The organism is Frigoribacterium sp. VKM Ac-2859, assembly GCF_013204925.1.
Taxonomy (GTDB): Bacteria; Actinomycetota; Actinomycetes; order Actinomycetales; family Microbacteriaceae; genus Frigoribacterium.
The window spans coordinates 273,820-299,353 of record NZ_JABMLC010000001.1 but is presented as its reverse complement, the minus strand read 5'-3'; the positions used below and the strand labels follow the sequence as shown (position 1 = coordinate 299,353).

General features: G+C 71.0%; 28 protein-coding genes. 15 read left to right on the top strand and 13 right to left on the bottom strand.

Features of this window, described 5'->3' with window-relative positions:
* Positions 1-5: 5 nt before the first annotated feature.
* Entirely contained in the window at positions 6-791 is a 786-nt protein-coding gene (sufC, locus tag HQQ78_RS01445) for a Fe-S cluster assembly ATPase SufC (RefSeq protein WP_056045210.1), read from the top strand.
* Positions 792-793: 2 nt separating this feature from the next.
* A complete protein-coding gene (locus HQQ78_RS01440) occupies positions 794-1,126 on the top strand; it encodes a metal-sulfur cluster assembly factor (protein ID WP_043594998.1) in 333 nt (110 codons plus the stop codon).
* A 100-nt stretch (positions 1,127-1,226) separates the two neighbouring features.
* Here HQQ78_RS01440 and HQQ78_RS01435 read toward each other — a convergent pair whose 3' ends face one another.
* Positions 1,227-1,832: a biotin transporter BioY gene (locus tag HQQ78_RS01435; RefSeq protein WP_173150851.1), complete on the bottom strand. Its 606-nt coding sequence runs from the start codon at positions 1,830-1,832 to the stop codon at positions 1,227-1,229.
* A gap of 148 nt (positions 1,833-1,980) precedes the next feature.
* Here HQQ78_RS01435 and HQQ78_RS01430 point away from each other — a divergent pair, with 148 nt between their 5' ends.
* Positions 1,981-3,579: an ABC-F family ATP-binding cassette domain-containing protein gene (locus HQQ78_RS01430; RefSeq protein WP_173150850.1), complete on the top strand. Its 1,599-nt coding sequence runs from the start codon at positions 1,981-1,983 to the stop codon at positions 3,577-3,579.
* An 88-nt stretch (positions 3,580-3,667) separates the two neighbouring features.
* Here the strand turns inward: HQQ78_RS01430 and HQQ78_RS01425 are convergent, their stop codons facing one another.
* Genes HQQ78_RS01425 through HQQ78_RS15670 form a run of 3 tightly spaced genes read right to left on the bottom strand, consistent with a single transcriptional unit; the run spans position 3,668 to position 5,126 of the window.
* Positions 3,668-4,519 carry an SURF1 family protein gene (locus HQQ78_RS01425; protein WP_173150849.1) on the bottom strand — a complete coding sequence of 284 codons (852 nt, stop codon included), beginning with the start codon at positions 4,517-4,519 and terminating at the stop codon, positions 3,668-3,670.
* Positions 4,516-4,752: a hypothetical protein gene (locus tag HQQ78_RS01420; RefSeq protein ID WP_056045199.1), complete on the bottom strand. Its 237-nt coding sequence runs from the start codon at positions 4,750-4,752 to the stop codon at positions 4,516-4,518. Before HQQ78_RS01420 ends, HQQ78_RS01425 begins: the two co-directional genes overlap by 4 nt.
* Positions 4,752-5,126, bottom strand: coding sequence for a DUF3099 domain-containing protein (locus HQQ78_RS15670; RefSeq protein WP_236556971.1), 375 nt, complete (start codon positions 5,124-5,126; stop codon positions 4,752-4,754). Before HQQ78_RS15670 ends, HQQ78_RS01420 begins: the two co-directional genes overlap by 1 nt.
* A gap of 205 nt (positions 5,127-5,331) precedes the next feature.
* Here HQQ78_RS15670 and fabG point away from each other — a divergent pair, with 205 nt between their 5' ends.
* Positions 5,332-6,042 (top strand): 3-oxoacyl-ACP reductase FabG, encoded by a 711-nt coding sequence (gene fabG / locus HQQ78_RS01410; protein WP_056045191.1) that lies wholly within the window; start codon positions 5,332-5,334, stop codon positions 6,040-6,042.
* A 58-nt stretch (positions 6,043-6,100) separates the two neighbouring features.
* Here the strand turns inward: fabG and serB are convergent, their stop codons facing one another.
* Complete coding sequence (gene serB / locus HQQ78_RS01405) at positions 6,101-6,739, bottom strand: phosphoserine phosphatase SerB (protein WP_173150848.1); 639 nt, start codon at positions 6,737-6,739, stop codon at positions 6,101-6,103.
* A 53-nt stretch (positions 6,740-6,792) separates the two neighbouring features.
* The gene (locus tag HQQ78_RS01400; RefSeq protein WP_173150847.1) at positions 6,793-8,034 is read right to left on the bottom strand and encodes a glucose-1-phosphate adenylyltransferase; all 1,242 of its coding nucleotides are present in this window, start codon (positions 8,032-8,034) and stop codon (positions 6,793-6,795) included.
* A gap of 47 nt (positions 8,035-8,081) precedes the next feature.
* On the opposite strand from HQQ78_RS01400, the gene glgA reads away from it, so the two are divergent.
* The 3 genes from glgA (at position 8,082) to HQQ78_RS01385 (ending at position 10,429) form a co-directional block, all read left to right on the top strand.
* The gene (gene glgA, locus HQQ78_RS01395; RefSeq protein WP_123570768.1) at positions 8,082-9,266 is read left to right on the top strand and encodes a glycogen synthase; all 1,185 of its coding nucleotides are present in this window, start codon (positions 8,082-8,084) and stop codon (positions 9,264-9,266) included.
* A 10-nt stretch (positions 9,267-9,276) separates the two neighbouring features.
* On the top strand, positions 9,277-10,062 hold the full coding sequence (locus tag HQQ78_RS01390) for an ABC transporter ATP-binding protein (RefSeq protein ID WP_056045184.1): 786 nt from the start codon (positions 9,277-9,279) through the stop codon (positions 10,060-10,062).
* Between the two features lie 118 nt (positions 10,063-10,180).
* On the top strand, positions 10,181-10,429 hold the full coding sequence (locus HQQ78_RS01385) for a type B 50S ribosomal protein L31 (RefSeq protein WP_043594989.1): 249 nt from the start codon (positions 10,181-10,183) through the stop codon (positions 10,427-10,429).
* A 181-nt stretch (positions 10,430-10,610) separates the two neighbouring features.
* Here the strand turns inward: HQQ78_RS01385 and HQQ78_RS01380 are convergent, their stop codons facing one another.
* Positions 10,611-11,333 carry a 3'-5' exonuclease gene (locus HQQ78_RS01380; RefSeq protein ID WP_173152061.1) on the bottom strand — a complete coding sequence of 241 codons (723 nt, stop codon included), beginning with the start codon at positions 11,331-11,333 and terminating at the stop codon, positions 10,611-10,613.
* Positions 11,334-11,387: 54 nt separating this feature from the next.
* Complete coding sequence (gene treS / locus HQQ78_RS01375; RefSeq protein WP_056045180.1) at positions 11,388-13,127, bottom strand: maltose alpha-D-glucosyltransferase; 1,740 nt, start codon at positions 13,125-13,127, stop codon at positions 11,388-11,390.
* 70 nt (positions 13,128-13,197) lie between these two features.
* Here treS and HQQ78_RS01370 point away from each other — a divergent pair, with 70 nt between their 5' ends.
* Both HQQ78_RS01370 and HQQ78_RS01365 read left to right on the top strand, forming a co-directional pair.
* Positions 13,198-14,103: an alpha/beta fold hydrolase gene (locus HQQ78_RS01370; RefSeq protein WP_233568320.1), complete on the top strand. Its 906-nt coding sequence runs from the start codon at positions 13,198-13,200 to the stop codon at positions 14,101-14,103.
* Positions 14,100-15,188, top strand: coding sequence for a glycosyltransferase family 1 protein (locus tag HQQ78_RS01365; protein ID WP_173150846.1), 1,089 nt, complete (start codon positions 14,100-14,102; stop codon positions 15,186-15,188). The genes HQQ78_RS01370 and HQQ78_RS01365 overlap by 4 nt, the downstream gene beginning before the upstream one ends.
* Positions 15,189-15,236: 48 nt before the next feature.
* On the opposite strand, the gene HQQ78_RS01360 is transcribed toward HQQ78_RS01365, so the two are convergent.
* Entirely contained in the window at positions 15,237-15,884 is a 648-nt protein-coding gene (locus HQQ78_RS01360; protein WP_123570063.1) for a histidine phosphatase family protein, read from the bottom strand.
* A 28-nt stretch (positions 15,885-15,912) separates the two neighbouring features.
* Positions 15,913-16,755, bottom strand: coding sequence for an NAD-dependent protein deacetylase (locus tag HQQ78_RS01355; protein ID WP_173150845.1), 843 nt, complete (start codon positions 16,753-16,755; stop codon positions 15,913-15,915).
* A 103-nt stretch (positions 16,756-16,858) separates the two neighbouring features.
* Here HQQ78_RS01355 and HQQ78_RS01350 point away from each other — a divergent pair, with 103 nt between their 5' ends.
* Together HQQ78_RS01350 and HQQ78_RS01345 are read left to right on the top strand one after the other, a co-directional pair.
* Positions 16,859-17,686 (top strand): RNA methyltransferase, encoded by an 828-nt coding sequence (locus HQQ78_RS01350; RefSeq protein WP_123570062.1) that lies wholly within the window; start codon positions 16,859-16,861, stop codon positions 17,684-17,686.
* An 8-nt stretch (positions 17,687-17,694) separates the two neighbouring features.
* Positions 17,695-18,927: a D-alanyl-D-alanine carboxypeptidase gene (locus HQQ78_RS01345; protein WP_173150844.1), complete on the top strand. Its 1,233-nt coding sequence runs from the start codon at positions 17,695-17,697 to the stop codon at positions 18,925-18,927.
* A gap of 8 nt (positions 18,928-18,935) precedes the next feature.
* Here the strand turns inward: HQQ78_RS01345 and HQQ78_RS01340 are convergent, their stop codons facing one another.
* Positions 18,936-19,724 carry an SGNH/GDSL hydrolase family protein gene (locus tag HQQ78_RS01340; protein WP_056045163.1) on the bottom strand — a complete coding sequence of 263 codons (789 nt, stop codon included), beginning with the start codon at positions 19,722-19,724 and terminating at the stop codon, positions 18,936-18,938.
* Between the two features lie 22 nt (positions 19,725-19,746).
* Here HQQ78_RS01340 and HQQ78_RS01335 point away from each other — a divergent pair, with 22 nt between their 5' ends.
* The 4 genes from HQQ78_RS01335 (at position 19,747) to HQQ78_RS01320 (ending at position 24,452) form a co-directional block, all read left to right on the top strand.
* On the top strand, positions 19,747-20,949 hold the full coding sequence (locus HQQ78_RS01335; protein ID WP_371740305.1) for an acyl-CoA dehydrogenase family protein: 1,203 nt from the start codon (positions 19,747-19,749) through the stop codon (positions 20,947-20,949).
* Positions 20,950-21,027: 78 nt separating this feature from the next.
* Complete coding sequence (dinB, locus tag HQQ78_RS01330; protein ID WP_173150842.1) at positions 21,028-22,311, top strand: DNA polymerase IV; 1,284 nt, start codon at positions 21,028-21,030, stop codon at positions 22,309-22,311.
* Between the two features lie 11 nt (positions 22,312-22,322).
* Positions 22,323-24,179, top strand: a complete 1,857-nt coding sequence (locus tag HQQ78_RS01325; protein ID WP_056045156.1) for a DEAD/DEAH box helicase — start codon at positions 22,323-22,325, stop codon at positions 24,177-24,179.
* A gap of 18 nt (positions 24,180-24,197) precedes the next feature.
* Entirely contained in the window at positions 24,198-24,452 is a 255-nt protein-coding gene (locus HQQ78_RS01320) for a hypothetical protein (RefSeq protein ID WP_056045153.1), read from the top strand.
* Here the strand turns inward: HQQ78_RS01320 and HQQ78_RS01315 are convergent.
* Together HQQ78_RS01315 and HQQ78_RS01310 are read right to left on the bottom strand one after the other, a co-directional pair.
* Entirely contained in the window at positions 24,401-24,967 is a 567-nt protein-coding gene (locus HQQ78_RS01315) for a hypothetical protein (RefSeq protein WP_173150841.1), read from the bottom strand. The two genes, HQQ78_RS01320 and HQQ78_RS01315, sit on opposite strands and share 52 nt — an antisense overlap.
* A 91-nt stretch (positions 24,968-25,058) precedes the next feature.
* Entirely contained in the window at positions 25,059-25,499 is a 441-nt protein-coding gene (locus tag HQQ78_RS01310) for an adenylyltransferase/cytidyltransferase family protein (protein WP_056047412.1), read from the bottom strand.
* Positions 25,500-25,534: the final 35 nt, after the last annotated feature.

Genomic DNA, 25,534 nt, shown 5'->3' with positions numbered 1-25,534 from the left:
AACGCATGTCCACTCTCGAGATCCGTGACCTCAAGGTCAGCATCGACACCGACGCCGGCCCCAAGCCCATCCTCAAGGGCGTCGACCTCACCATCAACGAGGGCGAGATCCACGCCGTCATGGGCCCCAACGGCTCGGGCAAGTCGACGCTCGCCTACACGATCGCCGGCCACCCCCGCTACAACGTCGACGGCGGATCGATCCTGCTCGACGGTCGCGAGGTGCTCGAGATGAGCGTCGACGAGCGTGCCAAGGCGGGCCTCTTCCTCGCCATGCAGTACCCCGTCGAGATCCCCGGCGTCACGGTCTCGAACTTCCTCCGGACGGCCAAGACGGCCCTGGACGGCGAGGCCCCCGCGATCCGCGGCTGGATCAAGGACCTCCGCGAGTCGATGACCGCCCTCAAGATGGACTCGGCCTTCGCCGAGCGCAACGTCAACGAGGGCTTCTCGGGTGGCGAGAAGAAGCGCCACGAGATCATGCAACTCGAACTGCTGAAGCCGAAGTTCGCCGTCCTCGACGAGACCGACTCCGGTCTGGACGTCGACGCCCTCAAGATCGTGTCCGAGGGTGTCAACCGCGCGAAGGCCAACACCGGCCTCGGTCTGTTGCTCATCACGCACTACACGCGCATCCTCCGCTACATCAAGCCCGACTTCGTCCACGTCTTCGTCGACGGCCACGTCGCCGACGAGGGCGGCCCCGAGCTGGCCGACCGTCTCGAGAACGAGGGCTACGACCGGTACGTGACGGCAGCCGCCGCCGAGGCCGCCGCGACCTCGGCGGTCTGACCATGGCCGTCGCACTCAGCCCCGAGAAGTTCGACCAGACCATCGAGGCCCTGAAAGAGGTCGTCGACCCCGAGCTGGGCGTCAACATCGTCGACCTCGGTCTCATCTACGACCTGGCGATGGACGAAGAGCACGAGAACGCCCTCATCATCAGCATGACGCTCACGAGCGCAGGCTGCCCGTTGACGGACGTCATCGAGGGCGACACGGCCAACGCCCTCGACGGGGTCGTGGACGCGTTCCGCATCAACTGGGTGTGGATGCCGCCGTGGGGCCCCGACCGCATCACGGACGACGGACGCGACATGATGCGAGCCATCGGGTTCTCCATCTGAGAGTCGCCCGACGACGACACGACGAAGCCCCGCCCCTCCGAGAGGGGCGGGGCTTCGTCGTCGCGTCCCTCGCCGGGCACGCCGAGGGAGCGGGAGGCAGCTAGTCGCCGATGCGCTTCAGAGCACGCCAGGCGAGGGGCAGGGCCGCCGCCGCGATCAGCCACTTGGCGATCCCGCCCACGATGAACGGGTACAGACCGGCGGCGAGGACGCTCGGCAGGTCGTTCGGCAGGCCCAGCGATCCGAGCACGACGGCCAGGTAGGGGAGGCCCACGGCGAAGGGGATCAGGCTCGCGAGGAAGAACGCGGCGGCAGAACGCCACCATTGCTTGTCCCACTCGCGCTCGGAGAGCCAGCCGATGACGGCAGCCGCCAGGACGAATCCGATGACGAAGCCGAAGCTCGGCTTGAGGACGCTGAGGGGACCGCCCGAGAACTCGGCGAAGATCGGCAGGCCGGCGACTCCCAGCACGAGGTAGGTGGCCAACGACAGCGCCCCTCGACGGGCCCCGAGGGAGGCGCCGACGAGCATGACGCCGAGCGTCTGTCCCGTGACGGGCACCGGCCAGAGCGGCACCTGGACCTGCGCGAGCGCCGAGACGACGGCGACTCCACCGAGGACGAGGGCCACGTCGGCGGCGGCGCCCCGGGCCACCAGACGGTCGGCGAGGACCGGCCGTGAGGTCGATGCGGCAGTGTTCGTCATGGGGACTCCTAGAATGGGTAGGTTGATCGGCCGAGCGGCTGGTCGGCAGCGCAGTGCTGCGACCCTCTCCACACGACGTCCCCATCTTATGGGCGGCCCCCTTCCGGGCCCCGTTGTGGACTCCTCACCAATCGATTGGACATCTGCTGTGCTCTCCGTGCACGATCTCGAGATCCGCGTCGGCGCGCGCCTCCTCATGGCCGACGTCTCGTTCCGGGTCGACCGGGGCGACAAGATCGGCCTCGTCGGCCGCAACGGCGCAGGCAAGACGACCATGACCAAGACGCTGGCCGGCGAGACCCTCCCGACGGGTGGCAAGATCGAACGCTCCGGCGAGATCGGTTACCTGCCGCAGGACCCCCGCAGCGGCAACCCCGAAGACCTCGCCCGGACGCGCATCCTCGACGCCCGAGGTCTCGGCCAGTTGCTGCTCGGCATCCAGGAGGCGACCCTGGCCATGGGCGACCCCGACCCCGCCGTCGCCGCCCGAGCCATGAAGCGCTACGGCGACCTCGACGACCAGTTCAACGCGCTCGGCGGGTACGCGGCCGAGGCCGAGGCGGCGTCCATCGCGAGCAACCTCAGCCTGCCCGACCGCATCCTCGACCAGCCCCTGTCGACGTTGTCGGGTGGTCAGCGCCGGCGCATCGAACTGGCCCGCATCCTCTTCTCGGCCGCCGACACGATGATCCTCGACGAGCCGACGAACCACCTCGACGCCGATTCGGTCGTCTGGCTGCGCGAGTACCTGAAGACCTACCAGGGCGGTGTCATCGTCATCAGCCACGACATCGAACTCGTCGAGGAGGTCGTCAACCGCGTCTTCTACCTGGACGCCAACCGGCAGGCGATCGACGTCTACAACATGGGATGGCGGAACTACCAGCGACAGCGCGCCGCCGACGAGGAGCGCCGCAAGAAAGAGCGCTCGAACGCCGAGAAGCAGGCCTCGGCCCTGCAGAAGCAGGCGGCCCGGTTCGGCGCCAAGGCGTCCAAGGCCGCTGCGGCACACCAGATGGTGGCTCGGGCAGAGAAGCTCCTCTCCGGCCTCGACGAGGTCCGCGCGGTCGACCGCGTGGCGAAGCTGCGCTTCCCGACGCCGGTCGCGTGTGGCAAGACGCCGCTGATGGCCTCGAACCTCTCGAAGAGCTACGGTTCCCTCGAGATCTTCACGGCCGTGGACCTCGCCATCGACCGTGGCTCGAAGGTCGTCATCCTTGGCCTGAACGGTGCGGGCAAGACGACCCTGCTCCGCATCCTCGCCGGGGTCGACGTTCCCGACACCGGGCAGCTCGAGCCGGGCCACGGGCTGCGGGTCGGCTACTACGCCCAGGAGCACGAGACGATCGACGTCAAGCGCAGCGTCCTCGAGAACATGGTGTCCTCCTCTCCGAACATCACCGAGATGGAGGCGCGACGCGTGTTGGGCTCGTTCCTCTTCACGGGCGACGACTCGGCGAAGCCGGCCGGCGTGCTGTCCGGCGGCGAGAAGACCCGCCTGGCGCTGGCCATGATCGTCGTCTCGGGGGCGAACGTCCTGCTGCTCGACGAGCCCACCAACAACCTCGACCCCGCGAGCCGACTCGAGATCCTCGACGCCCTGAGCAACTACGAGGGGGCCGTCGTCCTGGTGAGCCACGACGAGGGCGCCGTCGAGGCCCTGAACCCCGAGCGCGTGCTGATCATGCCCGAAGGCACCGAGGACCACTGGACCCCGGACTACTCCGACCTGATCAACCTGGCCTGACCCGGGCACCGACCCAAGCCTCAGGCCTCAGCTCCGAGCCCCAGGTACCGCCGGGCCCCGGTCCACCCGGGCCAGGCCAGCGGTCGGGTCAGCGGTGGGCGCCGTCCAGGATCTCGTCCTCGACGTCGTTGTCGTGGCGGGGTCGGGAGTCACGGCGGCGCTGGCGCTCGGCCTCGCGTTCGATGAGTTCGTCGTCGTCCGCGTTCTGGTTGCGGTACTCCTGGCGGAACACGTAGAACAGGAACCCGAAGGCACCGACCGCGAACATGAGCCACTGGACGAAGTACGACAGGTTCAGACCGGTGTCGATCTCGGGCTTCGAGGACGGCACGGGTGCCGTGGCCGGCGCGGGGCTCTCGCTGACGACCAGACCGTAGGCGCTCGAGTAGACGGGCTGCCCGACTCGCGATTCGACCTCGCTGAGTTGGATGGTCGCGATCTGGTTCGTCCCGGGGACGCCCGTGCGGTCGCCCAGTGCCGGCTCGCCCGGCTTCAGGCGTGCGACCACGGTGACGTCGCCCGAGGGAGGCGCCGGCACGACGTCGGGGGAGTCCTGGGCGTTGCCGGTGGGCACCCAACCGCGGTCCACCACGAAGACGTCCCCCTGGGTGGTCCGGAACGGGACGAGGACCTCGAAGCCGGGTTGGCCGTTGAGCGGGCGGTTGCGGACCAGCAACTCGTCGTCGGTGAGGTAGCGCCCCGTCATCTCGACCGGTTGCCACTCCTGCGCCGCGTCGTAGGACGACAGCTCGGGCAGGGCCTGTTGGAGGGGGACCGGGTCGGCGTCGTAGGTCTGCTCGAGCTGGTGCACGACCGCGAGCTTCTCGTCGTGTCGAGACCACTGCCAGTGCGCGAGGAACACGCAGATGATCGCGAACGCGACGGCGACGGCGAGGTAGCCCAGCCATCTGCGTGAGAGAGCGAAGCGGATGTTCGTCACCGCGCCTCCGTTCCGACCTGTTCGACGACCTCTGACACCCCCGTCACGACGACCGGGAAGTCACGTGCCGCGAGGAACTCGCGCAGGAAGTCGACGTGCTCGTCGCATGCCGACCACACCTTGACCCGGTCGATGCCGTGGATCTTGGGGTTGCGCCAGTGGACATTATGCCGTGCCTCGGCTCGACACGAGGCGCGAGAGCACTGGACGCCGACGGGATCGAGACCGAGCATCAGACGGTGCGCCGATCGTGGTCGGGCTCGCCGGGGACGTCGTCGGACGGGTCGGCGGGGCCCGCAGGACCGGCGTCGCCGTCGACCACCGTCGGTCGGAACGGCGCCTGGGGCTCGCGGTACAGCTCGATGCCGCCGGGGCTCTCGACCGCGTCGCCGGACTCGTGACCGACGTTGGCGAACACCACGGCGATGTACGGGATGACGACGGCACCGATGACGGGCAACAACGTCCACCACCCGAGGGGGAAGACGAAGCACAGGGCGATGCAGACCAACCTGATGCCCATCGCCACCAGGTACTTGACCATGCGGGAGTGCCGGTCGTCGGTGGGGGAGGGGGGCAGGGACGTGATCGTGTTCGAGGCCTTCACGGGGCACACCTCGATGTCGGGAGGAGGGTGGACGCACCACGGACGGGTGCCGGATCGATCTCGGGGACCAGACGTCCGGGGGACCGCCTCGATCCTAAGACCCGGGTCCGACAGTAGGCTGGTCGGCGGCCTGCCGATCACAGGTTCGCCGTGAGTCCGCCGCACCGAGCGGTGGCCGTCGAGATCGCCCCCGAGGAGACCACCCATGACCACGCCCCGCACCGTCCTCGTCACCGGCGGCAACCGAGGCATCGGCTTCGCCATCGCGGAGGAGTTCGTCGCCCAGGGACACCGCGTCGCCGTCACCGCCCGGAGCGGTCAGGGCCCCGAGGGCACGCTGACCGTCGTCGCCGACGTCACCGACGCCGCCTCGATCGACGCGGCCTTCAGCACCGTCGAGGCCGAGCTCGGCCCGGTCGAGGTCGTCGTGGCCAACGCCGGCATCACGAAGGACGGTCTGCTCATGCGCATGACCGAGGACGACTTCACCTCGGTCGTCGACACCAACCTCGGCGGGGCCTTCCGCGTCGTGAAGCGGGCGTCCAAGGGCATGCTCAAGGCCCGGTTCGGGCGCATCGTCCTCGTGTCGAGCGTGGTCGGCCTCTACGGCGGACCGGGCCAGGCCAACTACGCGGCCTCGAAGGCGGGCCTCGTCGGCTTCGCCCGCTCCCTGACCCGCGAGCTCGGTGCCCGCGGCATCACCGCCAACGTGGTGGCCCCCGGCTTCGTCGAGACCGACATGACCGCCGTCCTCCCCGAGGCACAGCAGGCCGAGTACAAGAAGAGCATCCCCGCCGGCCGGTACGGCACGACGGCCGAGGTCGCGAAGACGATCACGTGGCTCGCGGGCGACGACGCCGCCTACATCTCGGGTGCCGTGATCCCCGTCGACGGCGGCCTCGGCATGGGCCACTAGGCCCACTGGGCAGGAGGCGCGGGTCGACCACCGACGGGCGCCCGCCTCGTCCGGTGGCTCAGCCCCGGAGCCCGAGCAGGGGCAGCACCTGGGACAGGTCGTTCGTCCCGACGACCACGTCGGCTCGCTCCCGGACCCGCGGCTTGGCGTTGAACGCCACCGAGAGCCCTGCCACGGCCATCATCTCGAGGTCGTTGGCCCCGTCGCCGACCGCGACGGTGTGCGCGAGGTCGACCCGCGCCTCCTCGGCCCATCCGCGAAGAGCGGCGGCCTTGGCGTGCGCGTCGATCACGGGACCGGAGACCCGTCCGGTCAGCCTGCCCCCTCGGAGCTCGAGGCGGTTGGCCCGGCGGAAGTCGAGCCCCAGGTCGTCCGCGAGTGGGTCGAGGGTCTCGTGGAACCCACCGGACACGACGCCCACCAGACCGTCGGCGGCATGGACGCCGTCGACGAGTTCACGGACGCCGCGGGTCGGCGTGAGGTGCGCTCGGACCTCGGCGAGGACCGACTCGGGCAGACCCTCGAGGGTCGCGACGCGCTCGGCGAGACTTGCGGCGAAGTCCAGCTCGCCGGCCATGGCCCGGGAGGTCACCTCCTCGACGTGCGCCCGGGAGCCGGCGGCGTCGGCGAGGAGTTCGATGACCTCGTCCTCGATGAGGGTGGAGTCGACGTCGAGGACGATGAGGAAACGCGGCACGCCGACAGCCTAGGGCCGCCGACGCACCGCGCCGTTCGTGTGACTCCGGGCGTCTACTGGTCGACCCGGACGCCCTTGCCGACCACCGTGATGCCGGAGGGCGTGACGGTGAACCCGCGGGCCCGGTCGGCCTCGGGATCGACGCCGACGGACGCGCCGGCCGCGATGACGACGTCCTTGTCGAGGATCGCCCGGTTGACGACGGCGTTCGGGCCGACGTGGGCCCGCTCGAAGACCACCGAGTCGACGACCCGCGAGCCGCTGTCGAGGGTGCACCATGGCCCCAGGACGCTGCGCTCCACGTGCGCTCCCGAGAGCAACGAGCCGAGCGACACGATCGAGTCGATCGTCGTGCCGAGGTTGCCGTGGCCGTCGCGGACGAACTTCGCGGGGGGCGAGTTGAGCTGCTGGCTGAAGATCGGCCAGGCGGTGTTGTAGAGGTTGAAGATCGGCAGGGCCGAGATCAGGTCGCGGTGCGCGTCGTAGAACGAGTCGATGGTGCCGACGTCGCGCCAGTAGTAGCGGTCGCGCTCGGTCGACCCGGGCACCTCGTTGCGGTTGAGGTCGTACACCGCCGCGTCGCCCCGGGAGACGAAGTCGGGGACGATGTCCCCGCCCATGTCGTGGTTGGAGTCGGGCTTCTCGCCGTCGCGCAGCACGGCGTCGATCAGGACGTCCGCGTCGAAGACGTAGTTGCCCATCGACGCGAGGATCTCGTCGGGGGAGTCCGGCAGGCCCGTGGCGTCGGTCGGCTTCTCGAGGAACCGGCCGATGCGGGTCGGGTCGTCCGAGTCGACCTCGATCACGCCGAACTGGTCGGCCAGCGAGATGGGCTGACGGATGGCGGCGACGGTGACCCCGGCGCCCGAGGCGATGTGCGCCTCGATCATCTGCGAGAAGTCCATGCGGTAGACGTGGTCGGCACCCACCACGACGACGATGTCGGGCTTCTCGTCACGCAGGAGGTTCAGGCTCTGCAGGATCGCGTCGGCGCTGCCGGCGAACCATCGCTTGCCGAGCCGCTGCTGTGCCGGGACCGAGGCGACGTAGGCACCCAGCAGGCCCTCGATGCTCCAGGTCTGCGACACGTGGCGGTCGAGGCTGTGCGACTTGTACTGGGTCAGGACGACGATCTGCCGGAGACCCGAGTTGATCAGGTTCGACAGGGCGAAGTCGATGAGACGGTAGTTGCCACCGAACGGGACAGCGGGTTTCGCGCGGTCGGCGGTCAGCGGCATCAGGCGTTTGCCCTCGCCACCAGCCAGGACGATGCCGAAGATCTTCTTTGATGCCATGGGGCCAGAATGGCACGATTCGCGGTCGCACGACTACGGTGAACCACGTGCGAGTCGATGTCATCACCAAGGAATACCCGCCCAACGTCTACGGGGGAGCGGGCGTCCACGTCGTCGAACTCGTCAAGGCCCTGCGTCAGGGCGTCGAGGTGCAGGTCCGTGCCTTCGGCGAGGTCGACCCCGAACCCGACACGACCGGGTACCCCGACCTGCCCCAGCTCGACCAGGCCAACGCCACGCTGCGCACCCTCGGCGTGGACGTCAGCATGGCCCAGGACGTGGCCGGAGCCGACGTCGTCCACAGCCACACCTGGTACGCGAACGCGGCCGGCCAGTTGGCCCAGATGCTGCACGGGGTCCCGCACGTCCTGACGGCCCACAGCCTCGAACCGCTCCGACCCTGGAAGGCCGAACAGCTCGGAGGCGGTTACCGCGTCTCGAGCTGGATCGAGCGTCAGGCCTACGAGACCGCCGACCGCGTCATCGCGGTCAGCGACGGGATGCGCCGCGACATCCTGCGCTCCTACCCGTCGATCGACGAGTCGAAGGTCCAGGTCGTCTACAACGGGATCGACCTCGACGGCTGGAAGCGCGTCGACGACGCCGAGCTGGTCCGCAGCCTGGGCATCGATCCCGACCGCCCCTCCGTCGTCTTCGTCGGTCGCATCACCCGCCAGAAGGGCCTGCCGTACCTGCTGCGCGCGGCCAAGCTGCTGCCGGCCGACGTGCAGCTCGTGCTCTGCGCCGGCGCGCCGGACACCCCCGAGATCATGGCCGAGGTCACGGGTCTCGTCCGAGAGTTGCAAGAGGAGCGCACCGGTGTCGTGTGGATCGACACCGTGCTGCCCCGTCACCAGCTCAGTGCGGTGCTGAGCGCCGCCACCACCTTCGTCTGCCCCTCGGTGTACGAACCCCTCGGCATCGTCAACCTCGAGGCGATGGCCTGCGGCGTTCCTGTCGTCGGGTCCGACACGGGCGGCATCCCCGAGGTCGTCGCGGACGGTCTAACGGGCCGGATCGTGCCCCTCGACCAGGTGCAGGACGGCACCGGCACCCCGGTCGACCCCGACCGCTTCGTGGCCGACCTGGCGGCCACCCTCACCGAGGTCGTCTCCGACCCGGCACTCGCCCGCCTCATGGGACGAGCCGGCCGCATGAGGGCCGAAGAAGAGTTCTCGTGGTCGCGGATCGCCGAGCAGACGCTGGGGATCTACGAGGGCCTGCTCAACTAGGCTGAGGACCATGCCTACCGTCCTGCAGCTCACCGATGTCTCGATCGTCCGAGGCGGCACAGCCGTCGTCGACAAACTGACCTGGACGGTCGACTCCGACGAGCGCTGGGTCGTGCTCGGCCCGAACGGTGCCGGCAAGACGAGCCTGCTGCAGGTCGCCGCCGCGCAGAGCCACCCGTCCTCGGGCGAGGCCAGCATCCTCGGCTCCGACCTCGGCTCCGTCGACCTGTTCGACCTGCGGCCACGCATCGGCTTCGCCTCGACGGCCATCGCCCGCCGCATCCCGGCGAAGGAGAAGGTCGTCGACGTCGTCCTGACGGCCGCCTACTCGGTCACCGGGCGCTGGAACGAAGAGTACGAGGGCGTCGACGTCCGTCGGGCGCACCGCGTTCTCGACGAGTGGAAGCTCGACCACCTCTCGGACCGTACCTTCGGCGAGCTGAGCGACGGCGAGCAGAAGCGCGTCCAGATCGCCCGCTCGGTCATGACCGACCCCGAGTTGCTGCTGCTCGACGAGCCGGCCGCGAGCCTCGACCTCGGCGCCCGCGAAGAACTGCTGCAGATGCTCTCGGGCTACGCCTCGTCCGAGGGCGCTCCGGCCATCGTCATGGTGACCCACCACGTCGAGGAGATCCCCAAGGGATTCACGCACGCCCTGCTGCTCGACCACGGCTCCGTCGTGGCCGCCGGTCCGCTCGACGAGGTCATCACGGCCGAGACCCTCGGCGCCACGTTCGGCGTCGAACTGCGGGTCGAGTCCGACGGGGGCCGGTACTCGGCCCGCGCCGCGGGCTGAACCGCGCCTCCTACGATCCGGGCCGTCGGTCTGGTATCGTTGACAGCTGGCCCGCAGCGATGCTGCACGCGCCTCCTGAACTCACCATCATCACTCGTTCGCTAGACCTAGGACAATCATGAAGACCGACATCCACCCCGAGTACAAGCAGATCGTCTTCCGGGACCTCGCGTCGGGCGCCACGTTCCTCACGCGCTCCACGACGACCAGCGACAAGACCATCGAGCTCGACGGTGAGACCTACCCGGTCATCGACGTCGAGATCTCGTCCGAGTCGCACCCGTTCTACACGGGCAAGCAGCGCATCCTCGACTCGGCCGGTCGCGTCGAGAAGTTCAACTCGCGCTACAAGAACTTCGGCAAGTAGGCCACAGCCCACACGCCCGAAAGAGGCGGTCCACTTCGGTGGGCCGCCTCTTTCGTGCGCCCGGGTGAGGGTGCCCGACCGAGAGGGTGGACGCTGACGACACCGCACCGCAGGAGGCCCGGGCGGAGCCCAGGAGACGGAGGCGCGGGCGAGCCCAGGAGGCGCGGAGGGGCGTTCGTGCTCAGGCGAACGGCAGTGGGCGGTGCGGCCAGTCACCGTGAGCGGTGAAGGTGGGGTCTTTCGCACGGCGCATGTACTGCTGGAAGCTCTCGGCCTGGGTCGAGCACCACCCGACCTGGAGGTCGTGCAACTCGGTCACGGGCACGTCGAGGCGATCGGGATACCGCTTGGCCATCGCCTGGGCGACACGGCCCGCGGCGATGGCGTCGGCCCCGGCGTCGTGGGCGTCGTCGAGCGAGACGCCGTAGACGGCCGCGGCGGCCTCGAGGGTGCGTTTGCCCTTGCGGTAGGTGTCGACGGCCTTGTCGATGACGAGCGGATCGACGACGCAGCCGATCTCGCCCACCTCGCCGAGAGGTTCGACACCGTGGCGGCGGGCCTCACGGTCGAGCAGCGTGAGGTCGTAGGGCGCGTTGTAGACGACCAACGGCACGCCGCGGGCGAAGACGGCACGGATGGCCGCGACGATCTCGGCCACGACCTCGGCGGCCGGTCGCCCCTCGGCTCGGGCCCGCTCGGTCGAGATGCCGTGGACGGCGCTGGCCTGCTCGGGGATCTCGACGCCCGGATCGGCCAACCACTCGCCGTGTGCGACCGTCGCACCGGTGGCGTCGATCAGGCCGACGTGCGCGGTGACGATCCGGGCCGTCTCGACGTCGATGCCCGTCGTCTCGAGGTCGAAGACGCCGAGGACCTGCCACCAGGCGGCCGGCGGCTCGCCCACGGCCGCGAGGTCGGGGGCGGTGCCGGTCGTGTCGGTGTCAGTCACTCTGTGAGCTTAGGAGGCGCCACCGACAGCGGGTGCCGCCGCCACGGGCACGTCGCCGACGTGCAGCCAGAAGAACGCCTGCGTGCCGAGGGTCAGGGTGACCTTGCCCTCGTCGTCGAACGAGGGGAACTGCGCTCCGCCGAAGAGGTCGACCAACGTGCGCCCCGCGAACTGCGGGGCCACGATGTCGACCGAGGTCGGGTTGTGACCGAACGAGAAGACGCAGAGGATGTCCTCGGCCGAGTCGCCGAACTGCGTGCCGGCCCCCTCGTAGGACCGGACGAACGACAGGACCGACTCCTGGTTCGTCTCGAGCACCTCGAGGGTGCCGAGGCCGAAGGTCGGGTGGGCCTTGCGCACGTGGATGACGTTGCGGACCCAGTGCAGCAGCGACCGCGACTGCGCCAGCTGGCTCTCGACGTTGACCAGGTTGTAGTTGTAGACGAGCGACTGGACGACGGGCAGGAAGAGCTTGCCCGGGTCGGCGGTCGAGAAGCCGGCGTTGCGGTCGGGCGTCCACTGCATCGGCGTGCGGGACGAGTCGCGGTCCGGAAGCCAGATGTTGTCGCCCATGCCGATCTCGTCGCCGTAGTACAGGAACGGACTGCCGGGCAGCGAGAAGAGCAGCGCGTGGACGAGTTCGAGTTCGGCGCGCGAGTTGTCGAGCAGAGGAGCGAGGCGACGACGGATGCCGATGTTCGAGCGCATGCGGGGGTCGTAGGCGTACCAGCCGTACATCGCCTGCCGGTACTCCTCGCTGACCATCTCGAGGGTGAGCTCGTCGTGGTTGCGGAGGAAGACGGCCCAGGCCGCGCCCGGGGGCACCTCGGTCGTCTCGGAGAGGATGCGCTTGAGCTCGTCGGCGCTCTGGGCGCGCAGCGAGTAGAAGATGCGGGGCATGACCGGGAAGTCGAAGGCCATGTGGCACTCCGGCTCGTCCTCGGTGCCGAAGAACGCCGCCGTCTCGGCGGGCCACTGGTTCGCCTCGGCGATGAGCACGCGACCCGGGAACTCCTCGTCGACCATGGCGCGCAGACGCTTGATGAACTCGTGCGTGGCCGGTTCGCCCTCGCCGTTGCCCTCTTCGGTCTCGAACAGGTACGGGATCGCGTCGAGGCGGAGCCCGTCGACGCCCATCGCCAGCCAGTGACGGACGACGTCGAAGACCGCTTCCTGGACGGCGGGGTTCTCGAAGTTGAGGTCGGGCTGGTGCGAGAAGAAGCGGTGGAAGAAGAACTGACGACGCACCGGGTCGAACGTCCAGTTCGACTCTTCGGTGTCGACGAAGATGACGCGGATGTTCGAGTATTCGTCGTCGGTGTCGCGCCAGACGTAGAAGTCGCCGTAGGGACCCTCGGGGTCTTCGCGGCTCTGCTGGAACCACTCGTGCTGGTCGCTGGTGTGGTTCAGCACCATGTCGATGACGATGCGCATGTTGCGCTCGTGCGACTTCGTGACCAGGTCGCGGAACTCGTCGAGGGTGCCGAACTCGGGCAGGATCGCCTTGTAGTCCTGGATGTCGTACCCGCCGTCGCGCAGGGGCGACTGGAAGAACGGCGGCAGCCAGAGGGCGTCGACGCCGAGCCACTGCAGGTAGTCGAGGCGGGTGAGCAGACCTTGGAGGTCGCCCGCCCCGTCGCCGTTGCTGTCGACGAACGACCGCACCATCACCTCGTAGAACACCGCACGGCGGTGCCAGTTGGGGTCGAGGGTCAGTCCGGGCTGCTGGATCGGGGCAGTGAAGCTCACCCGCCCACCCTACGGGCGCGCGCCCCGGGACGCGCACTCCGACCAGCGCGTCGCTCGTAGACTCGGGCTCGTGATCGTCCGACCCCCGCGCGTGAAGTCGCCCTACCGTGCCCGCCTCGACGCCCGACCGGTGCGCGACGACGCCGTCGAGGTCGCCGGCAGCCTCACCCGCTACTGGACGTACGAGCCGCCCGAGGGGCAGGAGGCGCGGGTCACCGTCGTCGCGGTGCACGGCTTCCGGGGCGACCACCACGGTCTCGAACCGGTCGTGGCGCACCTCGACCACGTGAGGGTGGTCATGCCCGACCTGCCGGGCTTCGGCGAGTCGACCCCGCTCGACGGCGAGCACAGCGTCGCGGCGTACGCGCGCTGGCTGACCGCGTTCGTGGCGACCCTCTCGCTCGGTGACGACGTCGTGGTGCTGGGGCACTCGTTCGGCTCGATCGTCACGTCGGCCGCGGTGGCCGACGGGCTCCGCGCCTCCCGGTTGATCCTGGTCAACCCGATCGCCGCCCCTGCCCTGCAGGGCCCGCGCGGCGTGGTCACGCGTCTGGCCGTCTTCTACTACTGGGCCGGCGCGGCCCTGCCCGAACGTGCCGGCCAGCAGGTGCTGCAGAACGCGGCCGTGACGAGGTTCACCAGCCTCGCCATGGTCAAGACCCACGACCGGGCCCTGCGCCGGTGGATCCACGACCAGCACGACAGCTTCTTCTCGCGGTTCTCGGACCGTCGCGTGGTGCTCGACGCGTTCCGCGCATCGGTCTCGAGCGACGTGAGCACGTACGCCGCCCGCATCAGCGTGCCCACCCTGCTCGTCGCCGCCGACCGCGACGACATCACCGCCCTGCCCGCCCAGCACCGACTGCAGGCGCTCTTTCCCGACGCCACGCTCGACGTGATCGAGGGCGTGGGCCACCTGATCCACTACGAGAAGCCGCGCCAGGCCGCCGCCGCGATCGAGGCCTTCGTCCGATGAAGATCGTCGTCGACTGCCGCTACGTCCGCGTCGGACGCCACGACGGCATCAGCCGCTTCAGCGCCGGCGTGGTGTCGGCGCTGACCGAGCGCCACGAGGTGACGATGCTGGTCAGCGACCCCCGCCAGCTCCACGCGTTGCCCGACGCACCCCACCTGCTCGTCAGCGCGCCCACGAGCGTCCTCGAGCCGCTCGTGGCCCGGCAGGTGAACACGCTGCGCCCCGACGTCGTCTGGTCGCCCATGCAGACCATGGGATCCGCCGGACGCCGGTACCCGCTCGTCCTGACCCTGCACGACCTGATCTACTACACGAACCGCACGCCGCCACCCGAGTTCGCCTGGCCGATCAAGCTGCTCTGGCGGCTGTACCACCTGGCCTGGTGGCCGCAGCGGGTGCTCCTGAACCGGGCCGACGCCGTCGTCACCGTGAGCCGCACGACGCGGGACGAGATGCGTCGTCACCGCCTGACCCGGCGCCCCGTGACGGTGGTGTACAACGCGGCCGACCCGGTCGACCCCGTCGAGCCCCGCACCGCGCCGGTGAGCCGCGACCTCGTCTACATGGGGTCGTTCATGCCGTACAAGAACGTGGCCGCGCTGGCCAGGGCACTGCCGTTGCTCGACGGGTACCGACTGCACCTGATGAGCCGGGTGTCCGGGGCCGAGCGCGCCTCCTTGACGGCCCTGGCACCCGCCGGGTCGTTGGTCTTCCACGACGGGGCGAGCGACGACGAGTACCGCGAGACCCTGCTGGGGGCGACGGCCGTCGTGACGGCCTCGCGTGCCGAGGGCTTCGGCATCCCGCTCGTCGAGGGCATGGCACTCGGCACGCCGGCCGTGGTCAGCGACATCCCGATCTTCCGCGAGATCGGCGGAGACGCGGCGCTCTACTTCGACCCGTCGTCGCCCACGTCGATCGCCGCCGCCGTCCGACGACTCGAGGGCGAGTGGGAGGCGCGCTCGGCCGCGTCGGTCGAGCAGGCCGCCCGGTTCAGCTGGCGTGACTCGGCCGACGTGCTGCTGCGCCTGCTGGCCGACGTCGCCGCAGCGGGCGGCCACCGGCGTCGACGCCCGGGACGCTGACCCACCGGCGCCCGGGACGCTGACCCGTCGGCGGCCGGGGCCGGCGGCTCAGGCCGGTTCGGCCGCGTCGCGCTCGAGCGGGTTCTGGTACTCGAACGAGTAGGTGCCGGCACGTTCGGACTCGACCTCGATCGGGTCGTCGAACTCCCGCAGCGTCAGGGCGTCGCCCGTGAACTCGAACGAGTGGACGGACCCGTTGCGGATGGGCACTCCCAGGTGCGCGTCGGTGTCGGGGGAGACGTGGTTCACGACCGCCCGGATGACCGCGCCGTGCGTCGCGACGACCACGGACGAGCCGTCGCCGTGCCGTGCCGCGATCGCGGCGAGGGCGGGCAGCACCCGTGCGACGAGGGCCCCGCGGCTCTCACGACCGGGCACCGGGGTGCCGTGGGGGAACCGTGCCTCGACCTGCTCGCCGGTCAGCCCCTCGGCGTCGCCGTAGCGACGCTCGGCGACCTCGGGGACGAGCTCGGGCGCGGCCAGGCCCAGGCGCTCGGCGATGAGGGACCCGGTCTCGGCCGCGCGCGACAGAGGGCTGGCGACGACGGCGTCGAACCGACGCCGGGCGAGCAGGTCGCCGGTCTCTCGGGCCTGCGACCGACCGAGGTCGTTCAGGGGGATGTCGGTGGAGCCCTGGATGCGCCGGGCGCGGTTCCAGTCGGTCTCGCCGTGGCGGACCAGGTACAAGAGCGTCATCGTTCCTCCGGTGGGCACGGCCCGGGGGTCAGGCGCCCAGGTGCTCGGCCAGGGCCGCCAGGGTCTCCGACGTGCCGGCGTCCAGCTTAACCGTGGCCCGCGAGTCGCCCTTGGTGACGCCGCGGTTCAGGACGACCACGGGCAGCTTCCGGCGCGTCGCCTGGTCGAGCAGGCGGATGCCGCTGTTGACGACGAGCGAGGAGCCGGCGACGAGCAGCGCCTCGGCGCCGACGACCATCGAGCGCGCCTCGGCGAACCGCTCGGTGGGCACGAACTCGCCGAAGAACACGACGTCGGGTTTGAGCAGGCCGCCGCACACCGTGCAGGTCGGCACGACGAACGCGTCGATGTCGTGCACCTCGACGTCGCCGTCCGGGGCGAGCCGCACCTGGTCGGGCTCGTCGATCCAGGGGTTCTCGGCGGCGAGGCGGGCCGCCACCATGTCGCGGGCGAACGCCTGCCCGCAGGTGAGGCAGACGACGCGGTCGACGGTGCCGTGCAGGTCGACGACCCGGCGCGACCCGGCGCGGACGTGCAGGTTGTCGACGTTCTGGGTGATGACGCCGTTCGTGACGCCGGCGGCCTCGAGCCGGGCCAGCGCCCGGTGCCCCTCGTTGGGCCCGGCGGCACGGAAGGACTTCCAGCCGAGGTGGCTGCCGGCCCAGTAGCGCTTGCGGTAGCTCTCGCTCGAGAGGAACTGCTGGAAGGTCATGGGGTTGCGGGGCGGAGCGCCCTCGCCCCGGTAGTCGGGGATGCCCGAGTCGGTGCTGACCCCCGCCCCGGTGAGCACGGCCACGCGGCGCCCACGGAGGGCCTCGACCGCGGCCTCGAGGGCCTGCTCGTCGGTGGGGGCCACGGGGGCGTTCGACACGGGTGGGGCTCCTTCGGGTGCGGTGACGCTAGCCTAAACGCGTCCCCCTCCGATTCGATTCCAGCGGTCGCCCGTCCGCCGGGGCCGTCCCCCGTGGAGCACCGTGCACGTCACCCGCATCACCGACCTCGACCACGAGGCACTCGCCGACTACAACCGGCTCACCGACGTCGCCCTGCGGCGCGTGTCCGAGCCGGAGGGCGGCCTCTACATCGCCGAGTCGACCAAGGTCATCGAGCGGGCGCTGCGGGCGGGCCACGTGCCCCGGTCGGTGCTGATGACCGACCGGTGGTTGCCCGACATCGAACCCCTCGTGGCCGACCACGAGGGCGAGATCTTCGTCGGCGACGCGGCCCTGCTCGAGACGCTGACCGGCTACCACCTGCACCGGGGGGCCCTCGCCGCCATGCACCGTCCCGAGCTGCCGACGGTCGAGTCGGTGCTCGACGGCGCGCGGCGCGTCGTCGTGCTCGAGGACATCGTCGACCACACGAACGTGGGCGCGATCTTCCGGGCCGTCGCCGGCCTGGGGGCGGACGCCGTCCTGATCACCCCGCGCTGCGCCGACCCGCTCTACCGGCGCAGCGTCCGCGTCAGCATGGGCACCGTGCTGCAGGTCCCGTGGACGCGCCTCCCCGAGTGGCCGGCCGGTGCCGGGCTGCTCCGCGAGGCGGGGTTCGAGGTGGCCGCCCTGGCGCTGAGCGACGACGCGGTCACCCTCGACGCCTACGCGGCCGCGCCTCCGGACCGCGTCGCCCTGCTGCTCGGCACCGAGGGCGACGGGCTCAGCCGGGCCGCCCTGCGGGCCGCCGACACGGTGGTGACCATCCCGATGCTGCACGGCGTCGACAGCCTGAACGTGGCCGCCGCCTCGGCCGTGGCCCTCTGGGCCCTGCGTCTGCCGGCGGACGGGTCGGCGGCGGTCGCGTGACCGGTCGCGTGACCGGAGTCGACGGGCGTCGTCGACCCGGCGTGGTCCGGAGGCGCGTGGGCGTGGTCGCGCTGCTCGCCCTGGTCGTCGCGGTCGGCGGCTACGTCCCCCTGGCACTGCTCAGCCCGCTGGCGCCCGCCGCGGCGGACGTCGCCTCGTACGCCGCACCGGCCGAGGAGGCTCCCGACCTGACCTTCCCCGCCTACGGCGCGACGGCGGTCGAGGCGATCGGCTGGGACGACAGCCTGACGACGAGCGGCGACGAACGACCCCGTCCGATCGCGAGCATCAGCAAGGTGGTCACGGCCCTCGTCGTCCTCGACGAGAAACCCCTCGACGGCGGTGACGGCCCGTCCCTCACCTTCGGCCCGGCCGAGGCGGCCCTGGTCGACGCGTACCGCGCACGGAACGGCAAGGTGGCACCGATGGCGGCCGGGCAGGTCCTCACCGAGCGGCAGGTGCTCGAGGTCATGCTGATCGAGTCCGCCAACAACTACGCCGAGGTGCTGGCCCGGTGGGCGTTCGGCAGCGACCAGGCCTTCGTCGACGCGGCGCGGTCCTGGCTCGACGGCCACGGCCTCTCGTCGACCACGCTCGTCGAGCCCACCGGGTTGTCGCCGCAGAACACGAGCACCTCGACCGACCTGATCGCACTCGGCCGACTGGCCCTGGCCGACCCCGACGTCGCCCGCACGGTCGGCACGGCGACGACGTCCGTGCCCGGCATCGGCGAGATCAGCAACAGCAACGAACTGCTCGGGCTGGACGGCGTCGTCGGAATCAAGACGGGGACGCTCGACGAGGCCGGCGCCTGCCTGCTGTTCGCGGCCGACTACACGATCGGCGGGCGACGGGTCACGGTCGTGGGCGCCATGCTCGGCGGCGTCGACCACGACCAGCTGGACCGCGACGTGCAAGCCCTGCTCGCGAGCGTCGCGGAGGGATTCCGGACCATCACGCTGACCAGCCGCGGCGACGCTTTCGCCGAGTACGAACTGCCCTGGGGCGACGAGGCCCGAGCGGTGGCCGCGGAGGACGCCACCGTCCTCGTCTGGGGCGACGAGACCGTGCAGGCGTCGGTCGAGACCGACGACGTGGGCGCGGCCCCGGTCGGGACGCGCGTGGGCGACGTCACCTTCACCGTCGACGGAGAACGGCACGTCGTGCCCCTCGAACTCGACGCGGGCATCGGCGAGCCGGGCGCCTGGTGGCGCTTGACGCATCCCGACGAGGTGTTCTGACCCGAGCGTCAGTCGTCGGTGCGGTGGACCACGGTGACGGCGTCCGGTCGCTTGGCCCGGACCAGGTCGCCCGACGACTGGTGCCGGATGCGCCGTACCACCCAGGGCACGAGGTACTCGCGGGCCCAGCCCATGTCGTCGGCCCGTGCGTTGCGCCAGGGGCGACGCTCGAGCGGCTCGGGCTCGTAGGGCGCGAGGTCGTTCTCGACCGCGAGGGCCTGCAGGACCATCCGCGCGATCGTGTGGTGGCCGAGGGGACTGAAGTGCAACCGGTCGGGCGCCCACATCCGTGGGTCGACGAGCTGACGCAACGCCCACATGTCCGCGACCACCGCGTCGTGTCGCAGCGCGATGGCGTGGACGTGCTCGTTGTAGATCGCGACCTTTCCGCGGAGACGACCGAGGACCGGGGTGAGGCCGATGTCGGGCCCGGTGAAGACCACGACCGTGGCACCGTCGGACCGCAGTCGTGCGACCAACCCCTCGAAGCCCGCGGCGACCTCGTCGGGGTCGGTGCCGGGACGGATGATGTCGTTGCCCCCGGCCGACACCGAGATGAGGTCGGGCCGCAGGGCGAGCGCGGCCTCGGACTGCTCGTCGATGATCTGCTTCAGCAGGCGGCCCCGGACGGCGAGGTTGGCGTAGGCGAAGTCCTCGGTCGAGGAGCCCAGCACCTCGGCGACGCGGTCGGCCCAGCCCCGGTGCCCCCCGGGGGAGCGCTCCTCGGGGTCGCCGATCCCCTCGGTGAACGAGTCGCCGAGGGCGACGTAACGGGACCACGGGTGTTGCTGACTCATGCCACCAAACTACTCTCGACGCGTGCCCGCACCGAAGCCCGCCCCTCCGTCCGACCCGACCCGCGCCTCCTGGTCGCCCGGCGAGCTGCTGCCCGACGAGCTGCTCGAGCGCTTCCGGGGGCGGGCCGCCGACCACGACCGCGAGAACACGTTCCCCCACGACGACCTCGCCGAGCTGCGCGAGCGCGGCTACCTGAGGGCGTTCGTCCCGGAGCACCGAGGAGGCGCGGGTCTCGGACTCGAGCAGGTCGCGTCCCTGCAGTCACGCCTCGCGGCGGCGGCCCCGGCCACGGCGCTGGCTGTCAACATGCACCTGGTCTGGACCGGGTGCGCGGCCGTGCTGCACGCCCGGGGCGACGACTCGCTCGACCTCGTCCTCGAGGACGCCGCGCACGACGAGGTCTTCGCCTTCGGGGTGAGCGAGCCCGGCAACGACCTCGTCCTGTCCGACTCGGTGACCTCGGCCGAACCCACGGGCGACGGCGGCTACCGGTTCACCGGCACCAAGGTCTCCACGTCGCTCTCGCCGGTCTGGACGCGCCTCGGCGTCTTCGGACGGGACGACTCCGACCCGGAGGCGCCGGCCCTCGTCCACGGGTTCGTCCACCGCGAGCAGCCGGGCCACGCCTCACTCGGGGACTGGGACACCATCGGCATGCGCGCCACGCAGAGCCACACGACCCGGCTGACCGGGGTCGAGGTGCCCGCCTCACGGGTCGTCCGTCGACTGCCCGTCGGCCCGAGCGCCGACCCGTTCGTCTTCGCGGTCTTCGCCGTCTTCGAGACGACCGTGGCCGCCGTGTACCGGGGCATCGCCCGCCGGGCCCTCGAGCTCGCCGTCGAGTCGGCACTCGGGACGACCTCGCGGCGTGCCGGGGGAGCGGCCAGGGCGCTCGACCCCGTGGTCCGCTGGCGCGTCGCCGACGCCGGACTGGCGGTCGACGGACTCGAGCCGCAGGTCGACCGGGTCGCCCGCGACGTCGACGAGCTCGTCGACCACGGGGCCGACTGGCCGCGGCTCGTCGTCGGGCTCAAGACGCGCGCCACCGGGACGGCCCGCGCGGTGGTCGAGCAGGCGGTCACGGTGGCCGGGGGGTCCTCGTACCGGTCGTCCTCCGAGCTCGGGCGCCTGCAACGGGACGTCCTCGCCGGACGCTTCCACCCGTCGAACACCGACTCGGCGCACGCGACGATCGCGGCGGCGCTCCTCGGACCGGGTTCCTGACGGGTCGACGCACGCGGCCGCATCGGGGGCCGCGCCCCGGGCGACGACGATGTCGGTGGCGCGTGTGAGGATGCTCCGGTGAGCAAACAAGACGGCAGCGGGCGGATCGTCACGACGGTGCCGACCGACGACGCGACCGCGCCGATCTTCCACGTCGACATGGACGCCTTCTTCGCGTCCGTCGAGTTGCTCGACCACCCCGAGCTCCGGGGCCGACCCGTGGTCATCGGGCACCGCTCCGACCGGTCGGTCGTCACGGCCGCCACCTACGAGGCCCGCAAGTACGGCGTCAACTCGGCGATGCCCATGGCGATCGCACTGCGTCGCTGCCCGCAGGCCGTCGTGCTCGAACCGCACTTCGAGAAGTACCAGCACTGGTCCTCACGAGTCATGTCGATGTTCGACGACGTCACGCCGCTGGTCGAACGCCTCGGCATCGACGAGGCGTTCCTCGACGTCAGCGGCTCGATCCGCCTGATGGGTTCGCCGTTCGAGATCGCCACGGCACTGCGTCGTCGGGTCCACGCCGAGACGGGGCTGCACTGCAGCATCGGGGCCGCGTCGACCAAGTTCGTCGCCAAACTCGCGTCGAGCGTCGCCAAGCCCGACGGGCTCCTGCTCGTACCGCACCGCCACACCCTGGCCTTCTTGCACCCGCGGCCGATCAGCGCGCTCTGGGGCGTGGGCGGCAAGACCGAACAGGTGCTGCTCGACCGCGGCCTGCGAACGGTCGGCGACGTCGCCTCGGCCCCTCTCGACATGCTCGTCCACGCGGTCGGGCCGGCAGCGGGCGCGAAGCTGCACGACCTGGCGTGGGGCCGCGATCCCCGCAGCGTCCACACCGAGACGGCCGAGAAGAGCGTCGGCAACGAGAACACGTTCGGCACCGACGTCGTCGACCCCGTCGTCGTCCGACGTGAACTCCTCCGCCTGAGCGACAAGGTCGGCACCCGTCTGCGGGCCGCGGGCGTGAGCGGTCGCACGGTCGTGCTCAAGTTGCGGACGACCGACTTCGTGACGATCACGCGGTCCCGGACGCTCGCCGACCCGACCGACCTCGGGCGACGAATCTACGACGAGGTCGTGTCCCTCTACGAGGCCACGGGCAAGCAGCACGAACGAATCCGGCTCGTCGGCGTGCGCGTCGAGCAGCTCAGCGAGGGGACGGGCGGTGACTCGCTCGGCCTGTGGGACGACGACGCCGACTGGCGCGAGGCGGAGTCGACCATGGACGCCCTCCGGGCCAAGTTCGGCTCGGCCATGCTGACGCCGGCCTCGCTGCTCGGCACCTCGCGGCGTCGACCCGGCACCTCCGGTCGAGATGCGGGTACCGCGTCCGTCGACGACGCCGGTCGAGGGTAAACTCGGTTCGAGTGAGCACCGCCAACGCATCCGACCCCGCCGGGGGTGAGCAGCACCTCGACGGCCTCTCGTCCGACCCTCTCGACGTCGGCGTCTCGGCAGGCAACTCGGCCGCCGAACACCTCTCGCCCGCGTTCCCCGAGCGGGCCGCCTGGGGCACCGCCAGCAAGTTGCGCGCGTGGCAGGCCGACGCCCTCGAGCTCTACTTCTCGACGATGCCGAGGGACTTCCTCGCGGCGGCCACACCGGGCGCCGGCAAGACGACGTTCGCCCTCCGCCTCGCCACCGAACTCCTGTCCCGCGGCGAGGTCGACCGCGTCGTGGTCGTCGCCCCCACCGAGCACCTGAAGCGCCAGTGGGCCGACGCCGCCGACCGGGTCAACCTCCGCCTCGATCCGATGTTCAAGAACGCCGACGGCACCTTCGGGCGGCACTACCACGGCATCGCCGTCACCTACGCCCAGGTCGGCATGAAGCCCGAGGTGCACAAGGCCATCACGACGGCCGGTCGCACCCTCGTCATCCTCGACGAGGTGCACCACGGCGGCGACGCGCTCAGTTGGGGCGACGGCATCCGCGAGGCCTACACCGGTGCCACCCGCCGTCTCTCGCTGACGGGCACCCCGTTCCGGTCCGACACGGCTCCGATCCCGTTCGTGCAGTACGCCCCGGACGAGCACGGCATCCGCACCTCGAGGGCCGACTACTCCTACGGCTACGGCCGTGCCCTCGCCGACGGCGTGGTGCGACCCGTCCTCTTCATGGCGTACGCCGGTCAGATGCGCTGGCGCACCCGGATGGGCGACGAGATGAGCGCGTCCCTCGGCGAAGCCGTGACCAAAGACATCACGGCCCAGGCCTGGCGTACGGCGCTGTCGCCGCAGGGCGACTGGATTCCGGCCGTGCTCTCGGCGGCCGACAAGCGCCTCACCGAGGTGCGCCGGGGCGTGCCCGACGCGGGTGGTCTCGTCATCGCCACCGACCACACCGCGGCTCGGCAGTACGCGGCCGTGTTGCAGAAGCTCACGGGTGAGCGCCCCACCGTCGTCCTGAGCGACGAGAAGGCCGCCTCCGACCGCATCCAGGCCTTCTCCGACGGCGACAGCCGCTGGATGGTCGCGGTCCGGATGGTCTCCGAGGGCGTCGACGTCCCGCGTCTCGCCGTCGGCGTGTACGCCACCTCGGCGTCGACGCCGCTCTTCTTCGCCCAGGTCGTGGGACGGTTCGTCCGAGCCCGCCGACGGGGCGAGACCGCGTCGATCTTCCTGCCGAGCGTGCCCAGCCTGATGGCCCTGGCCAACCAGCTCGAACTGCAACGCGACCACGCGCTCGACCGGCCCACCGACGCCGACGACGGCCTGTTCGCCCCCGAAGAAGACATGATGGCCGCGGCCAACCGCGACGAGAAGGCGTCGAGCCTCCTCGAGCAGCAACCGTTCGAGGCCCTGGACTCGCAGGCCTCGTTCGACCGGGTGCTCTACGACGGCGGCGAGTTCGGCACCGGAGGCGAGATCGGCAGCCTCGAAGAACTCGACTTCATCGGCATCCCCGGTCTGCTCGAGCCCGACCAGGTCCGCGACCTGCTGCGGCAGCGGCAGGCCACCCAGGCGCGACGGGCTCCGAAGACCGGGTTGCCCACGACCGCTCCGGTCGACGAGGCCCGACCCCTCTACCAGACCATCAAAGAGCAGCGGCAAGAGCTCAGCCGGCTCGTGTCGATCTGGTCGCGGCACTCGAACGAACCACACGGGCTGATCCACGCGGACCTCAGGCGCATCAGCGGGGGCCCGTCCGTCGCTCAGGCCAGCACCGAACAGATCCAGAAGCGCATCGACGTGTTGCGCGGCCGCCTCGGCCAGCGCGCCTGACCCGGGTACGATCGACCGATGCTCGACGAGAACGTCCCCGACCGGTGGACCGTGCGCGCCGACCCCGAGGGGGCACCCGAGGCGGTCGTCGAGCGCTTCGGCGGCGGCTACCGACTGAGCCGGTGGAGCCCGACCGACGCCGAGCCGGCCCGCCTGGGCGTCTACACGTCCCCCGAGCTCGCCGAGACCGCCTGGTGGCGACTCGTCGACCGCGAGCGGGGTCAGGGCAGGCGGACGATGTCGACCAGGCGGACGGGCCTCGAGGACGCCTGAGGGACGCCGTCCGGGGCCGGGCGCACCCTGGTGCCCCCGCTCGGGCCGAGCGTCGAGACACCCTCGTCGCCGCACAGCAGCACCGGTCTGACCTCGAAGGGCCGTCCTCGCCCGAGCGCCCGGAGGCCGTCACCCCACCGGCGGTCCGAGGGACGGGGCGACGCGGCGCCGACCCTCTCGAGGACGAACGCCACGGTCGCGGCGCCGAACTCGGTGGCGACGGCGGCCAGGGCATCGCCGTAGTGGTCGAGGGCGGCGGTGTCGGGCACCTCGGGGATGCCCTCGAGGGGCACCATGAGAGGGAGGGGGACGTCGTCGTCGTCGAAGAACAACGTCCAGAGCTGGCGACGCACCGCCGACGGGACGATGGCCTCGACGTGGCGGACGAGGTCGTCGACGTCCTGGACGGGCGCGTGCGGATCGGGGACGCGTCCGGGATCGGACGCGGCGAAGGCTGCGACCGGGTCGGCGGGAGGGCGGTCGAGGGTGGTGTCGAGGACCGAGGTGAGTGTCATGGGTCGAGCATCTCGGGCCGCCACCGATCCCGGACGGTTCTCCCCAGCCGCATCGATCGACGAGGATCGACGCGGGGCTGGGGAGGACCGATCAGCCTTGGAGTCGCACGGAGTCGCCGACGGCGACCGTCTCGCCGCCCTGGCCCGGCGCCCCGGACAGTGCCCGGAGCGCCCTGCGGAGCACCGTGCTGGACGTGCTCATGGTGTACGGGAAGTAGACGACCTCGACCCCGACCGCCCCGAACTCTCGCTCGAGCCGGAGGCCCTTCTCGGTGCCCCGCCAGTCGTCGCCCTTGAAGAAGACGTCGAAGCGCAGCTCGCGCCAGACGTCCATCTTGTCGGGCACGGTCTCGGCGTGGACGCCGTCCACGACGTCGATGTGGCGGACGATCTCGAGCCGTTCGGCGAGCGGGACGACGGGGGAGATGCCCTTGGTCACCTGCAACATCTCGTCGGACACGACGCCGGCGATGAGGTGGTCGCACTGCGCGGACGCGTGCCGCAGCAGGTTCAGGTGACCGATGTGGAACAGGTCGAAGGCACCGGCCGCGTAGCCGACCCGGCCCG

Excerpts from the sequence above, each read along its gene's own strand:
- HQQ78_RS01440 (WP_043594998.1), top strand. The coding sequence starts at position 794 with ATGGCCGTCGCACTCAGCCCCGAGAAGTTCGACCAGACCATCGAGGCC.
- HQQ78_RS01400 (WP_173150847.1), bottom strand. The coding sequence starts at position 8,034 with ATGGCATCAAAGAAGATCTTCGGCATCGTCCTGGCTGGTGGCGAGGGC.
- HQQ78_RS01420 (WP_056045199.1), bottom strand. The coding sequence starts at position 4,752 with ATGCTCGGTCTCGATCCCGTCGGCGTCCAGTGCTCTCGCGCCTCGTGT.
- HQQ78_RS01320 (WP_056045153.1), top strand. The coding sequence starts at position 24,198 with ATGCTCGACGAGAACGTCCCCGACCGGTGGACCGTGCGCGCCGACCCC.
- sufC (WP_056045210.1), top strand. The coding sequence starts at position 6 with ATGTCCACTCTCGAGATCCGTGACCTCAAGGTCAGCATCGACACCGAC.
- HQQ78_RS01340 (WP_056045163.1), bottom strand. The coding sequence starts at position 19,724 with ATGAGTCAGCAACACCCGTGGTCCCGTTACGTCGCCCTCGGCGACTCG.
- HQQ78_RS01385 (WP_043594989.1), top strand. The coding sequence starts at position 10,181 with ATGAAGACCGACATCCACCCCGAGTACAAGCAGATCGTCTTCCGGGAC.
- HQQ78_RS01315 (WP_173150841.1), bottom strand. The coding sequence starts at position 24,967 with ATGACACTCACCTCGGTCCTCGACACCACCCTCGACCGCCCTCCCGCC.
- HQQ78_RS01365 (WP_173150846.1), top strand. The coding sequence starts at position 14,100 with ATGAAGATCGTCGTCGACTGCCGCTACGTCCGCGTCGGACGCCACGAC.
- HQQ78_RS01360 (WP_123570063.1), bottom strand. The coding sequence starts at position 15,884 with ATGACGCTCTTGTACCTGGTCCGCCACGGCGAGACCGACTGGAACCGC.
- HQQ78_RS01390 (WP_056045184.1), top strand. The coding sequence starts at position 9,277 with ATGCCTACCGTCCTGCAGCTCACCGATGTCTCGATCGTCCGAGGCGGC.
- fabG (WP_056045191.1), top strand. The coding sequence starts at position 5,332 with ATGACCACGCCCCGCACCGTCCTCGTCACCGGCGGCAACCGAGGCATC.
- HQQ78_RS01435 (WP_173150851.1), bottom strand. The coding sequence starts at position 1,832 with ATGACGAACACTGCCGCATCGACCTCACGGCCGGTCCTCGCCGACCGT.